The organism is uncultured Martelella sp. (assembly GCF_963677965.2).
In the GTDB taxonomy this organism is placed as follows: domain Bacteria; phylum Pseudomonadota; class Alphaproteobacteria; order Rhizobiales; family Rhizobiaceae; genus Martelella; species Martelella mangrovi.
Genome location: NZ_CAXXFM010000001.1, coordinates 1,234,227 through 1,247,836 on the forward strand (window position 1 = coordinate 1,234,227; position 13,610 = coordinate 1,247,836).

Here is a 13,610-nt window from a genome sequence, read left to right on the forward strand (position 1 = left end):
GATGAGCAAGATTGAACTGGACTATTCCAACGGACCGGACACAACGGTTTCGGTTCGCGAAACATTCGGCATTGATGTCGACCTGACCGTGCCCGCCTATTCGACGGACGATCCCTATGTGCCCGATCTCGACCCCGACTATCTGTTCGACCGCGATACCACGCTCGCCATTCTCGCCGGTTTCGCGCATAACCGCCGCGTCATGGTCTCCGGCTATCACGGCACCGGTAAATCGACCCATATCGAACAGGTTGCCGCCCGCCTGAAATGGCCGTGCGTGCGCGTCAACCTCGACAGCCATGTCAGCCGTATCGACCTTGTCGGCAAGGATGCCATCGTCGTACGCGAGGGCCTGCAGGTCACCGAGTTCAAGGACGGCATCTTGCCCTGGGCCTATCAGCACAATGTCGCGCTCGTCTTCGATGAATATGACGCCGGCCGCCCGGACGTGATGTTCGTGATCCAGCGCGTGCTGGAGAGCTCCGGCCGTCTGACGCTGCTCGACCAGAGCCGCGTGATCAGCCCCCACCCGGCCTTCCGTCTGTTTGCCACCGCCAACACCGTCGGCCTCGGCGATACCACGGTCTCTATCACGGCACGCAGCAGATCAACCAGGCACAGATGGACCGCTGGTCGCTGGTGACCACGCTCAACTATCTGCCGCATGAGCAGGAAGTCGCCATCATCCTCGCCAAGGTGAAGAGCTTTGCCGCAAGCGAAGAAGGCCGCGAGACGATTTCCAACATGGTGCGCGTTGCCGACCTCACCCGTTCGGCCTTCGTCAACGGCGATCTTTCGACCGTGATGAGCCCGCGTACCGTGATCAACTGGGCTGAAAACACCGAAATCTTCGGCGATGTCAGCTTTGCTTTCCGGGTCACCTTCCTCAACAAGTGCGACGAACTCGAGCGCACGCTGGTGGCCGAACAGTATCAGCGCGCCTTCGGCGAGGAGCTGACGGAAAGCGCTGCCAACGTCGTCATCAGCGCCTGAGGATAAGTCCATGGCCGGCCCCGGCGACAATCGAAAGTCCAACCCTTATGCGCCTGTAGACCTCGAGCCGCTGCACCGCGCCGTTTCCGGCTGCGTGCGCGCCGTCTCCGGCGACAGGGACGCGGAGGTGGTGTTTTCGCGCGACCGGCCGGGCATGACCGGCAGCCAGATCCGGCTGCCGGAATTCTCCAAGCGGCCGACGGCAAGCGAACTGGCCGTGGTGCGCGGGCTTGGCGATTCCATGGCGCTGAGGATGGCCTGCCACAATCCGGTGACCCATGCGCAGATGTCGCCCGGCGGCGCAGATGCGCAGGCGATTTTCGATGCGGTGGAGCAGGCCCGGGTCGATTCCATCGGCGCCAACCGCATGCCCGGCATGGCCAGCAATCTTGCCGCCATGCACGCGGAAAAATATGACAAGGCCAATTTCGCCACCATCGACCGCAAGGAGGACGCCCCGGTCTCCGAGGCCGTCGCCATGCTGGTGCGCGAAAAGCTTTCCGGCGAAAAGCCGCCGGAATCGGCCGGGCAGGTGCTCGATTTCTGGCGCGATTTCATCGAGGAAAAGGCCGCCGTCGATCTCGACAGGCTGAGTGAAACCATCGATGACCAGCACGCTTTCGCGCGCACCATCCGTTCGATGCTGTCCTCGATGGAGCTTGCCGAGGATTATTCCGACGAGGATATCGAGAGCGAAGACGAACTGGACAATGTTTCCGAGGAAGAACAGCCGCGCTCCGAACGCCAGAACGACGAGCAGTTCGACGAGGATGCGGGCAATGATTCAGCGCCCGCAGACGAAAGCGACAATTCCGACGAGGAGATGGATCAGGGCGAGCTTGACGGCGCGGAAGTGGCCGACACCGAGCTCGACGAGGACGCCGACCCCGATAGCGAGGTCGCCGGCGAGACCCAGCGCCCCAATACGCCGTTTGACGAGCTGAACGAAAAGGTCGACTACAAGGTCTTCACCGAGGAATTCGACGAGGAAATCCGCGCCGAGGAACTGTGCGACCAGGAAGAGCTGCAGCGCCTGCGCGCGCATCTCGACAAGCAGCTTGCCCATCTTCAGGGCGCCGTCGGCCGGCTGGCCAACCGCATGCAGCGCCGGTTGATGGCCAAGCAGAACCGCTCCTGGGATTTCGACCTCGAGGAAGGCTATCTCGATACCGCGCGCCTGCCGCGCATGGTCATCGATCCGATGCAGCCGCTTTCCTTCAAGATGGAGCGCGACACCCAGTTCCGCGACACCGTGGTTTCGCTGCTGATCGACAATTCCGGCTCGATGCGCGGGCGTCCGATCACGGTTGCCGCCACCTGCGGCGACATTCTGGCGCGCACGCTGGAGCGCTGCGGCGTGAAGGTCGAGATCCTCGGCTTCACCACCAAGGCCTGGAAGGGCGGTCAATCGCGCGAGAAATGGCTGGAAGAGGGAAAACCCGCAACACCGGGCCGCCTCAACGATCTGCGCCACATCATCTACAAGTCCGCCGACAGCCCCTGGCGGCGCTCGCGCGCCAATCTGGGACTGATGATGCGCGAGGGGCTGCTCAAGGAAAACATCGACGGCGAGGCGCTGATCTGGGCCCATGACCGGCTGATGGGCCGCCCCGAACAGCGCCGCATCCTGATGATGATTTCCGATGGCGCGCCGGTGGATGATTCCACGCTTTCGGTCAATCCGGGCAATTTTCTGGAAAAACATCTGCGCGCAGTCATCGAGCACATCGAGACCCGCTCGCCGGTCGAGCTTCTGGCCATCGGCATCGGTCACGATGTCACCCGCTATTATCGCCGCGCTGTCACCATTGTCGATGCTGACGAACTGGCAGGCGCCATGACCGATCAGCTTGCCGCCCTGTTCGAGGAGCAGGCCGCCGGCATTTCGCAGGGCAGAAGACGGGCCAGATGAGGGTCGTCTTCGCCTTTCTGGCGCTGGCGCTTGTTGCAGCACCGGCTGCTGCCGCCAGTGTCACGGTCAACGCCGTCCAAATCGAAAAATTCGCCGCGGAAAAAGACACCGACCGCTTCGGCCGGCTGCAGTTTCTGGGCGGGCTGAAACTGACCTCTCCCGATCCCGAATTCCAGTCGCTGTCGGCAATCCGTTTCCTGCCCGACGGCACGCATTTCATCGCCGTGGCCGATACCGGCGAATGGGTCGACGGCACGGTGACGCGCGATGCTTCGGGCGCGCTTTCGGGCCTTGCCGATGTCACCGTGACGCCGATGAAGAACGCCAGAGGCGTGCATGCCGGCAAAAGCGGCATGGATGCCGAAAGCCTCGCCATCCAGGACGACCACCTCTATGTCGGCTTCGAGGGCCGCCATCGGATCGACAGCTACCCGCTTTCCGGCCATGATCAGGCAAATGCTTCCCCGGGACCGGATTTTCTGATCCCGACCTATGAACTGAGGCGCAATGGCAGTTTCGAGGCGCTGGCGACCGCGCCCGACGGCCGCATGGTGGTGATCGCGGAGAAAAGCATCGACACGGCAGGCAACCTGTTCGCCGCCGTCATTCGCGGTCCTGACCGGGGCATCTTCAAGGTGGTCAAGCGGGAAGGCTATGATGTCACCGATGCCGCCTTCCTGCCGGATGGCGACCTTCTGGTGCTGGAGCGGCGGTTCTCGCTGCTTTCCGGCGTTGCCATGCGCATCCGCCGCCTGCCGGGCGATGCTGTCCGGCCCGGTTCCACCGTCGACGGCCCGACGATCATGCAGGCCTATGGCGGCACGCACCGGATCGACAATATGGAGGGCATGGATGTTGTCCGGTCCGATGACGGCACACTTCATATCATCCTCGTTTCCGATGATAATGATTCGCCGCTGCAGAACACGCTGATGCTGGAATTCAGGCTGATCGACTGAGTTTTTCGGCCGGCGCGCCCATGGCGCGGAGCATGGCAAGGCCTTGTGCGTTGATGCGCTGCGCTTCATCGGCGGCCAGAGCATCCCAGTTTTCGGCAAACCACCGGTCCAGCGCACGGGCAGCTGAAAACAGCATGTCCACAATCAGCCTGCGCGGCATGTCAGCGCGGATGGTGCCAAGAGCCTGCCCATGTTCCACCAGAAGCACCGCCCCGGCTCTGAGGCGCTCAAGCGGCGCTTTCAGGGCTGCTTCAGTCTGCGGTCCCTCATACATGGTGCGGGCCAGCGCGGCCAGAACCGGATCGGCGATCAAGACCTCGGCCAGCTGTTCGAAGGCAGCGTTGAGCGCTGCCCAGAACGCCTGAGCGTCGTGCGCACCAAGCGCGGCCGCAAAATCGATGCGCCCGGTCAGGCCATCCAGCGCACGGGCGATCACCGCGGAGTAAAGATCGGCCTTGTCATGCACATAGTAATAGACCTGCCCCTTGCTCATCTCCGCCTGCTTCAGGATCGCGTTCATGGAAGCGCCTGAAAATCCGCGCTCGGCAAAGGCAGCCGTCGCAGCATCCAGCAATTGCGCCCGGCGCGCCGGCGGCAGCGTTGTCAGCCTTTCAAGCGCCGTTTCGCCCTCTGCCATCGGCTTTGCATTGTTTTTTGCCACCATCGACTCACTTTCATTGACGAAATTAGACCACTGGTCTAATACCGGTTTTCAATCAGAAAAACGACGGACTTGCCGCCGTCGAAACTAAAAAAGGAGATGACCGATGCGCTGGCGGGGTGTCAATCATGTTGAGTTCTCGGTGATCAACTATGAAAAATCGATCGCGTTTTACGACCAGATGTTCGGCTGGCTCGGCTACAAGAGCTTCTGGACCATGGATATCGGCTATCACTCGACCTATTACATGACCCGGTTCCCCTTCCCCCACAGCTATATCGGTTTTCAACCTGCCAGAACCGGCGGCAAGCTCGATCACGAGGCGCGGGCAACCGGTATTCACCATATCGCGCTATGGGCGAAAAACCGCAAAGAGGTCGACCGGTTTCACACCGAGTTTCTGGTCTGGAACGCGGTGCCCGTCACCGAGACGCCGGCCGAATACCCGGTCTATGCGCCGGGTTATTACGGCGTCTTCTTCGACGATCCCATCAACGGCATTCACTGGGAGCTGGCGCACATCCCGAAAATCACCACACCCGGCGCCTATCTGCGCACCATGCGGGCCTGGAAGGAGGCGGAAAAGGACCATCCCGAATGGAATACCGGCTCCCCCAAAAAGGCCTTCCGAACACTGCCGCGCGGCTGATATGCGCACCGCCGGAGCAATTCCCGGCGAAAATCGTCAGAGGCTGTCTTCACGCACCCACACGCAGACACTGCCGCCGTTTACCGGAAACACGGCGCGACCATCGTCATCCGTGGTAACCTTGTCGGTGCGATGACCGAGAAAATCGCAAAACCGCGCATTTGCATGGCCTGAGCCAAGATCGACCGCCTTTGCCGTCTCCTCGCCATTGGTCAGCACGGTGACGGAGCCTGCCGCCTCCTGCGTGCCGTGGCGGATGACCGCCAGACAGTGCGGGTCGTCAAAAAGGATCGTCTCCGCGCCATTGGCGAAGCGCTGCCGCGCCTGGATCAGGGCCGGCAGGCATTCGATCTTCGGCATGTCGATATCGTATTCCTCGCCGTCGCTTCCCTTGTCGCGATACTGCGCGCCGTAAAGGTCGGCATAGAAAACGCTGGGCACGCCCTGCTCGCGCATCAGGATCAACGCATAGGCCAGCGGCTTGAACCACGGTTCGACGACCGCCTCCAGCGATTGCAGCGGCTGGGTATCGTGATTGGCCACCAGCGTGACGGCATGGTCCGGCACCTCGGCAACCAGCGTGCCGTCGAAGATCGTGCGCATGTCGAATGCGCTGCCCGCCGCCGCGGCATCATGGAAGCGATAATGCAGACCGACATCGAACAGCATCAGCTGCCGGTCCACTAGTTCCAGATAGGCCTTCAACGCATCGATTTCGGGGTGCCAGTACTCGGCAACGACGAACATGTCCGCCTTCACGGTTTCGCGCATATGGGCGATCCAGTCGCGAAAGAACCAGGCGGGGATGTGTTTGGCCGCATCCAGACGGAAGCCGGCCAACGGGACCTGCTCCGAAAACCAGCGCCCCCAGTATTTCAGTTCCTCGCTGACCGCCCGGTTGCGGAGTTCGACGTTGGCGCCGATGAGATAGTCGTAATTGCCGTTTTCGTCATCGACCTCATCATTCCACTCGCCTGCGCCATATTCGTTGACGAGGCGAAAGACGCCCTTTTCGTCCGGCTCCTCGATATGATCGACGCCGGAGAAACACTTCTGTGTCCAGATGAATTCGGAATATTGTCCCTGCCGCCCCGGAAAGGTGAAACGGGTATAGGCCAGCGCGCCGAAGGCCTCGTCCTCGATCTTCGTGCGGTCCTTCGGATCGGCGCGGCGGACTTTCACCTGCTCCTTCTCGTCGGCGCCGATCTTGTGGTTGAACACCACATCATGGATGGCGCCGATGCCATGGCCGGCAAGGGTGTGGCAGGCATTTTCCAGCGCACCACGGTCACCGTATTTGGTGGGCACGGTTCCCTTCTGGTCGAACTCGCCGAGATCGAAAAGGTCATAGGCGTCGTAGCCGACGGAATAACCACCGGCAGCGCCCTTGTAGGCCGGCGGCAGCCAGAGGTCGGTAATGCCCATATCGGCCAGTTCCGCGGCCTTGCCAGCGACCTCGTCCCAGAGCGTTCCGCCCGCCGGATAGTACCAGTGAAAAAACTGAAGCAGTACACGGCCGGCCATGGCGCCCTCGCAGATTGTCGTGATCCGACGGGAAACGGCCGCCTGATCCTAAAGTTCCTTCCCACGGCGCGATTGTGAACTCAAGCGCCTTTGCGCCGGCGGCGGATTTATGCAAACAAGACTTGACGGGTGTCACCCGCCGCAACGATACCCTCCCCGCGGCGATCACCGGCGATCAGAAGGAACAACCGATGCAAGAGACAATCATCCGCGCCAATCCGGAATTCGACACGGCGGCCCTTCGCCCGCGCATCTTGCATATCGGTTTCGGCGGTTTCGCCCGTGCCCACCCGATGGTTTATCTGCAGGAAGGCATGAACAAGGCCGGCGGCGATTTCGGCGTGGTTGCCGTGCGGCTGAACTCCGGCATGGAAGAACTGACGACGCTGGATGAGGCCGGGCACAGCTATCTGATTGCCGAAATGGACGCCGAAACCGTGACCGCGCGGCAGATCGGCGTGGTCGTCGGCACCTGTCACCCCAAACGCGACGGCATCGACACGCTGCTCGACCTGATCGCCTCCGAGCCAATGGCCGTCATCAGCCTCACCATCACCGAAAAAGGCTACTGCGTCAGAAACGGTCATCTCGATCTTGAAAACAAGGGGATCATCGCGGACCTGGCAAATCCGGAAGAACCCGGCACGGCCATCGGCGTGATCGTCGAGGGCCTGAGCCGCCGCAGGGAGGCCGGACGCGACGGGCTGACGGTGCTGTCGTGCGACAATCAGCCCGACAATGGCAAGCTTGCCCGCGCGGCGGTGCTCTCCTATGCCCATCAGCGCGACACGAAGCTTGCAGACTGGATCGACGCCAACGTCTCCTTCCCCTCGACCATGGTCGACCGTGTGGTTCCGGCGCTCGACGATTATGGCCGCGGCGTGCTGCGCTCCCTCAATGACGGTAAGGAAGACGATAACGGCATCGTCTGCGAACCCTTCCGCCAATGGGTGATCGAGGACGACTTCGCCACCGCCCACCCGCCATTCGAAGAAGGCGGCGCGATGATGACGGATGATGTCCGCCCCTTCGAGATGATGAAGCTACGCATGCTCAACGGCGCGCATACCTTCCTCGCCATGCTGGGCAGCCTCTCCGGCCTTGAAACCGTCTCAGCCTGCATGGAGGACGAGGTGTTCCGCAAGGCCGCGCGCCAGCTGATGCTCAATGAGCAGCGCCCCACACTGCCGGCCATTGAAGGCGTTGACCTTGAAGAATATGCCGATGCGCTGATCCAGCGCTTTTCCAATCCGAAGCTGAAGCACCGCACGTCGCAGATCGCCTGGGACACCAGCCAGAAACTGCCGCAGCGCCTTCTCCACGGCATTGCCGAAAATGTCGAAAGCAGCAATCCCTGGCCGCTTCTGGCGCTGGCGGTGGCCGGCTGGATCCGTTTCGTCAAGGTCACGGCAGATGAAGGCGGCAAGCTGACCGATCCGCTCTCGGAAGAACTGCTGGCGGAAGCGAAAGACTATGACGGCGACCAGCTTGTCGACCGCATCCTCTCCAACGAAGCGATCTTCGACGAGCAACTGCGCCGCGAACCGGACTTCCGCTCGGCAATCACCGGCGCCTATCGCTATATCGTGGAGAAAGGCCCGCGCGGTGCGGTGCGGGCTGTGCTGAAGGAATAGAGTGGGCGCTTTGCCGCCGAAGCTTTCTGGCTCCGGGTGAGTGGATCTGTTTCTCTCCGTCATGCCGGGCTTGCCCCGGCATTCAGGGCGACTTTCACAAGCGAATGTGGTGCACGATATCGAACCGAAGGGCCTGCCGTATGGCCCTGGATCCCGGCTCAAGGCCGGGATGACGACGATATGTGCTGAAGGGAATGTGGCAATACTGCCAAACGCGGGCCCGCCGGCCCCTTACGCATTCACCGGACGCATCGGCCTCAGCCAGGTCATCAGCGCGCCGTAAGGCAGCAGCATGATCAGGCTGAAGGCCAGTTTGACCGAGAGGTCGCCAAGCGCCCAGGACACCCAGCGCGGCACGTCCATGAACGGGAACACGCCGAAGAGCGGTGCTACACCGAGCGCGAATTCGTCATTGGCGCCGATGAAGGCGAAGACGGCGGCAAAGCTGATCGAGAAGAACAGCACCGTATCCAGGATCGAGCCGAACAGCGAGCCGACCAGCGGCGCCTTCCACCAGCTCTGGCGGCGCAGCCGGTTGAACAGCGTGGTGTCGAGAAGCTGGCCCACCAGAAACGCCGTGCCCGATGCAATCGCGATCCGCGGTACCGAGGCGTAGAAGGAAAAGGCAACGCCGACGATAAAGCCTGCAATCACCACCTTGCGCGCGGCCGTCGGGCCGAACTGGCGGTTGGTCAGGTCGTTGACCAGAAAGGCGAACGGATAGGTAAAGGCCCCCCAGGTCAGAAGGTCGGCAAGCGAAATGCCGTAGACCGTACCCTGAACCGGATACTGAACCAGAATGTTGGAGGCGAGAACGACACCTGCCATCAGCAGGCTGTAAAGAATAACAGATTGCGACTGTCGCATTTTTTTATCCTGGGTGATGCCACCAGTTGGCGATAGGAATAAAGAAAGCCTTACTGCGAAACAGCAAGGCTTTCCAGTTTGATAAAGTGCCTGTTGATCAGGCGGCAGCCTGTTCGGCCGTCTTCTTGATGATTTCCTTGCGGATCAGACGGGCGCGCGGCGAAAGATCGCCTTCGCCGGACTTGATCAGGAATGCGTCGAGGCCGCCACGATGTTCGACCGAGCGAAGTGCGGCAGCGGAAACGCGCAGGCGATAGCTCTGGCCCGTGGCTTCGGACATCAGCGTCACGCGGCACAGGTTCGGCAGGAACTTGCGGCGGGTCTTGTTGTTGGCGTGGCTGACATTGTTGCCGGACAGCACGCCCTTACCAGTCAATTCACACGTGCGGGACATGATTTCACCTATACTCGTCTTCAGCCAACGGCTTACAACGGGACGGCCTAGTCCCGCGATCCAATTGGCGGCTAATTGGAAAGTTGCGGTTCTATAATCGCGTGGTGCCCAAAGGTCAAGGCAAGTTCGGGTATTTTCACGGGGACGCGGAAATTTACCGCTGTTTTTTTGTGCCTGCCTGAGACATAAACGGATGAGCAGGAACGACCGGATCAAGGGTACGAGAGAGCGACATGAGAAAAACCGCCATTTATCAGACTGTAATTGCTTTGGTTTTTCTTGCCGGAACGGCCGCCGCCAGGGCCGAGGACATCACACAGCAGACCGTCTATACCATCGCCTTTTCCGGGATCAAGATTGCCGACGCTGTCTTCGACACCACCGTGAATGACGGCGACTACCGGATCCGGGCCGATATCGAGGCAGCGGGAATCGGCAATCTTTTCACCTCCATTGCCGTGAAAGTCGATGCACAGGGCGACTGGAAGGACGGCCGACCGGAGACCAAAGCGTTTCAGCTGAGCTACCGCGACGGCGATTACGCCCGCGACTACGGCGCGGAATTTTCCCGCAAACGCGTGGTCTCCTCGACAATCGAGCCCGATCCCGGCCCGCGCGGCAATGACTGGGTCGACGTGACGGCAAAGCATCTGCGCGGCGTCATCGACCCGATCTCGGCGCTGCTGCTGCCGCCGTCGAACAACCCCTGCCAGGGCAAGATCGCGATCTTCGACGGGGAGACGCGGCTTGATCTGGAACTGGCCCCGGCAGGCACCAAACCGTTTTCCACCAAGGGCTTTTCCGGGCGTGCCGTCGGCTGCGCCATGCGCTTCCGCCCGATTGCCGGTTACGAGCGCAAGGACGACGATATCCAGTATCTCGCCAATACCCGGGAACTGGTGGTCTGGTTCGCCTTCAACGAAGAGCTCAATGTCTATGCCCCGGTCACGGCGCAGATCCCGCTGAAGATCGGCCGGTTGACGATCTACGCCTCGAAGTTCGGCGTCTGACATCCTGCACACGGGTTTTCCATCATGCGCGCAACACTGATCGGCTTTTCAGCCGTCATCATGTGGTCGTTTCTGGCCCTGTTCACCGCGGCCTCCGGCCAGGTGCCGCCATTCCAGCTGTCGGCGATTGCCTTTGCGATTGCGAGCCTCCCCGGCATTGCCGTGCTGATTGCCCGGCCGGAACGCCGCCATGCTCTGCGCCAGCCGGCAAAGGTGTGGATCGCGGGCATTACCGGGCTGTTCGGCTACCACTTCCTGTATTTTACCGCATTGCGCAACGCGCCGGCCGTCGATGCCGGGCTGATCGCCTATCTCTGGCCGTTGCTGATCGTCGTCGGTTCGGCCCTTCTGCCGGGCGAAAAGCTGAAACTGCATCATGTCGCAGGCGCCGTGGCCGGCTTTGCCGGAACGGCGCTGCTGATCACGCGCGGCGGCGGGCTGACGGTCAGCGGAGACTACACGCTCGGCTACATCGCCGCCTTCCTCTGCGCCTTCACATGGTCGGGCTATTCGCTGATCTCGCGGTCCTTTTCCAAGGTTTCGACCGATGTGGTAACCGGTTTCTGCCTGGCGACATCGGTGCTCTCGCTCCTGTGCCACCTGCTGCTTGAAACCACGGTCTGGCCGCAATCGCCCGGCCAATGGCTTGCCGTGCTGGGGCTCGGCCTGTTTCCGGTCGGCATTGCCTTTTATGCGTGGGACTACGGCGTGAAGAAGGGCAATATCCAGGTGCTGGGCGCTGCAAGCTATGCAGCACCGCTGCTTTCGACGATCATTCTGCTGGTGGCCCGGTTCGGCGAGCCCGGCTGGCGGGTGATCGTCGCCTGCCTGCTGATCACCGGCGGCGCCATGCTGGCCGCCCGCGACATGATCGCCCGCAGGAAAGGCTGACGGCGCGTTAACCGGCGGGCGTCCAGTCCGGGGCAGCAAGCTCGAAATCATCGAAAACGAAACCGGGTGCGACCGTGCAGCCCACAAGCGTGAAATCGCCGGTGGTTTCGGCCGCCTGCCAGTGACCGGCGGGAATGACGCATTGCGGCCGCTCGCCGGCAATGACATCCGGCCCGAGCGTCATGGTCTTGCTTGCCCTGCCATCTGCCGAGATCATCAGTTTCAGCGGCGCGCCGGCATAATAGTGCCAGACCTCCACCGTGGTCAGCAGCCGGTGCCAGTGCGAGCGTTCGCCGGCCTTGAGCAGGAAATAGATCAGCGTCGAGGCGCCGCGCCCCGGTTCGCCCGCCATATCGCGAAAGGTTTCGACAAACCAGCCGCCTTCGGGATGCGGTTTCATCCCGAGCGTATCGATCACGGCCTCGGCGGTGATTGCGGCAGGCACCGCCATCAGAAACTGTCCTTCAACCGGCGGATTTCACCCAGAACCTCGGCATCGCTCGCATCTTCCATGCCGAGCTTTGCCCGGATTGCCGGATCGGCGACCCTGAGGAAGGGATTGGTCTTCTTCTCAAGCCCGATCGTGGTCGGGATGGTGAAATCACCGGCGTCCCGCAACGCCGCCACCGCTTCCGCGCGCTCTTTCAGAACCTGATTGTCCGGGTCGACCGAAAGCGCGAATTTCGCGTTGGTCAGCGTATATTCATGACCGAAATAGACTTCCGTCTCATCCGGCAGCGCCAGAAGCTTTTTCAGCGACGGCCACATGTCGGAGGCGGGGCGTTCGAACAGGCGCCCACAGCCCATGGCAAACAGCGTGTCGGCGGAAAACAGCAGGTTGTCATCGATGAAGTGATAACAGACATGACCCGCCGTATGGCCGGGCGTCTCGATCACATCGACGGTGCGGCCGGCAAAATCCAGCTTGTCGCCCTCGCCGACGGCAAGGTCCAGCCCCGGAATGACCACGGCCTCTTCCACCGGCCCGACAATCCGGCAATCATAACGTTCCTTCAGCAGAAGATTGCCCTCGACATGGTCCTTGTGGTGATGCGTGGTGAAGACATCGGTTATCACCCAGCCGCGTTTTTCGGCTTCCGCAATCACCTTTTCGCCATCGGGGGCATCGATACTGACTGTCTTTTTCGTGTCCGGGTCGTGCACCAGCACCCCGTAATTGTCGGAACGGCACATGAAGACGGCGATTTCCAGTGAACCCATTTCAAGCCTCGCGATTGCTTACCCATTCGGCTTCAATGTAGTACTGTGCGGTCTCAAGTCCAACCGGGGCAGTCTGAACTTCGCTCATGAACGCCGATATCGTTGACCTTCGCGCCTTTTACCACACACGGCTTGGACGGCTTGCCGCCCATTCCATTGCCATGGCGCTGGCGCCGGTCTGGCCGAAGCTGCCGGACGAGCGGCTTTTGGGCCTTGGCTATTGCCTGCCCTATCTCGACCGCTTCGGCGCCGATGCCGAGCGCGTCATGTCGTTCATGCCGGCAGCACAGGGCGCCATAAACTGGCCGACCTCTGGCGCTTCGGCAACCGCGCTTGTGCTGGACGACGAACTGCCGCTGCCCGATGCCTCGATCGACCGGGTGCTGATGGTCCACGCGCTGGAATTCACCGAAAGCCCGCGCGAGACCATGCGCGAACTCTGGCGCATCCTCGCCCCCGGCGGCCGCCTCGTCATCGTCGCGCCCAACCGGCGCGGGGTCTGGGCGCGGCTGGAACATACCCCGTTCGGCAATGGCCGGCCCTATTCCAAGAGCCAGATCACCGAGCTTCTGCGCGAAACCAACTTCACCCCCGGCGCCTTTGCCGAGGCGCTGTTCTTTCCGCCGTCGAAAAGCCGGGCCGTGCTGAAATTCCGCTCCAGCTTCGAGCGTTCCGGCCGCACCTTCTGGCCGGCCTTTTCCGGCGTCAACATCGTCGAGGCGCAAAAGCGGCTTTATCAGGGCCTGCCGGTGGCAGCCCGCGCATCGCGCAAGGTGCTGGTGCCCGCCCTTGCGCCGCAGGGCGTGCCGACAACCCGCAGCCGCCACCAAACCGGGCGGCACCGGGCCTGAGCGCCCTCGACAAAGCCGGCAATCCTGATTATTCCTTCTCCCGT

The 13,610-nt window shown here is 61.8% G+C and carries 13 protein-coding genes and 1 pseudogene; 8 read left to right on the top strand and 6 right to left on the bottom strand.

The features are described 5' to 3' along the window. Position 1 precedes the first annotated feature (1 nt). The 3 genes and pseudogenes from cobS to ACHZCU_RS05920 all read left to right on the top strand — a co-directional run bounded on the left by cobS (position 2) and on the right by ACHZCU_RS05920 (position 3,864). Positions 2-993, top strand: a pseudogene (gene cobS, locus ACHZCU_RS05910) (cobaltochelatase subunit CobS). Positions 994-1,003: 10 nt separating this feature from the next. After that, on the top strand, positions 1,004-2,905 hold the full coding sequence (cobT, locus tag ACHZCU_RS05915; protein WP_319518039.1) for a cobaltochelatase subunit CobT: 1,902 nt from the start codon (positions 1,004-1,006) through the stop codon (positions 2,903-2,905). Beyond that, complete coding sequence (locus ACHZCU_RS05920; protein WP_319518040.1) at positions 2,902-3,864, top strand: esterase-like activity of phytase family protein; 963 nt, start codon at positions 2,902-2,904, stop codon at positions 3,862-3,864. Before cobT ends, ACHZCU_RS05920 begins: the two co-directional genes overlap by 4 nt. Here the strand turns inward: ACHZCU_RS05920 and ACHZCU_RS05925 are convergent. Then, on the bottom strand, positions 3,848-4,525 hold the full coding sequence (locus tag ACHZCU_RS05925) for a TetR/AcrR family transcriptional regulator (protein WP_394706030.1): 678 nt from the start codon (positions 4,523-4,525) through the stop codon (positions 3,848-3,850). The two genes, ACHZCU_RS05920 and ACHZCU_RS05925, sit on opposite strands and share 17 nt — an antisense overlap. 106 nt (positions 4,526-4,631) lie before the next feature. On the opposite strand from ACHZCU_RS05925, the gene ACHZCU_RS05930 reads away from it, so the two are divergent. Then, a complete protein-coding gene (locus tag ACHZCU_RS05930) occupies positions 4,632-5,174 on the top strand; it encodes a VOC family protein (RefSeq protein WP_319518042.1) in 543 nt (180 codons plus the stop codon). Positions 5,175-5,210: 36 nt separating this feature from the next. Here ACHZCU_RS05930 and amyA read toward each other — a convergent pair whose 3' ends face one another. Further along, the gene (amyA, locus tag ACHZCU_RS05935) at positions 5,211-6,698 is read right to left on the bottom strand and encodes an alpha-amylase (protein WP_319518043.1); all 1,488 of its coding nucleotides are present in this window, start codon (positions 6,696-6,698) and stop codon (positions 5,211-5,213) included. A gap of 191 nt (positions 6,699-6,889) precedes the next feature. Between amyA and ACHZCU_RS05940 the strand changes: the two genes are divergently transcribed. Continuing rightward, a complete protein-coding gene (locus tag ACHZCU_RS05940) occupies positions 6,890-8,332 on the top strand; it encodes a mannitol dehydrogenase family protein (RefSeq protein ID WP_319518044.1) in 1,443 nt (480 codons plus the stop codon). A 231-nt stretch (positions 8,333-8,563) separates the two neighbouring features. Here ACHZCU_RS05940 and ACHZCU_RS05945 read toward each other — a convergent pair whose 3' ends face one another. Both ACHZCU_RS05945 and rpmB read right to left on the bottom strand, forming a co-directional pair. After that, positions 8,564-9,199 carry a VUT family protein gene (locus ACHZCU_RS05945; RefSeq protein WP_106307558.1) on the bottom strand — a complete coding sequence of 212 codons (636 nt, stop codon included), beginning with the start codon at positions 9,197-9,199 and terminating at the stop codon, positions 8,564-8,566. 97 nt (positions 9,200-9,296) lie between these two features. Next, the gene (gene rpmB / locus ACHZCU_RS05950) at positions 9,297-9,593 is read right to left on the bottom strand and encodes a 50S ribosomal protein L28 (protein WP_106307561.1); all 297 of its coding nucleotides are present in this window, start codon (positions 9,591-9,593) and stop codon (positions 9,297-9,299) included. A gap of 233 nt (positions 9,594-9,826) precedes the next feature. Here rpmB and ACHZCU_RS05955 point away from each other — a divergent pair, with 233 nt between their 5' ends. After that, on the top strand, positions 9,827-10,603 hold the full coding sequence (locus ACHZCU_RS05955; protein ID WP_319518045.1) for a DUF3108 domain-containing protein: 777 nt from the start codon (positions 9,827-9,829) through the stop codon (positions 10,601-10,603). A gap of 24 nt (positions 10,604-10,627) precedes the next feature. Beyond that, the gene (locus tag ACHZCU_RS05960) at positions 10,628-11,494 is read left to right on the top strand and encodes an EamA family transporter (RefSeq protein WP_319518046.1); all 867 of its coding nucleotides are present in this window, start codon (positions 10,628-10,630) and stop codon (positions 11,492-11,494) included. Positions 11,495-11,501: 7 nt separating this feature from the next. Here ACHZCU_RS05960 and ACHZCU_RS05965 read toward each other — a convergent pair whose 3' ends face one another. Beyond that, entirely contained in the window at positions 11,502-11,945 is a 444-nt protein-coding gene (locus tag ACHZCU_RS05965) for a cupin domain-containing protein (protein WP_394706031.1), read from the bottom strand. Then, complete coding sequence (gloB, locus tag ACHZCU_RS05970; protein WP_319518047.1) at positions 11,945-12,715, bottom strand: hydroxyacylglutathione hydrolase; 771 nt, start codon at positions 12,713-12,715, stop codon at positions 11,945-11,947. The genes ACHZCU_RS05965 and gloB overlap by 1 nt, the downstream gene beginning before the upstream one ends. 86 nt (positions 12,716-12,801) lie before the next feature. Between gloB and ACHZCU_RS05975 the strand changes: the two genes are divergently transcribed. Continuing rightward, positions 12,802-13,566, top strand: coding sequence for a methyltransferase domain-containing protein (locus ACHZCU_RS05975; protein ID WP_319518048.1), 765 nt, complete (start codon positions 12,802-12,804; stop codon positions 13,564-13,566). Positions 13,567-13,610: the final 44 nt, after the last annotated feature.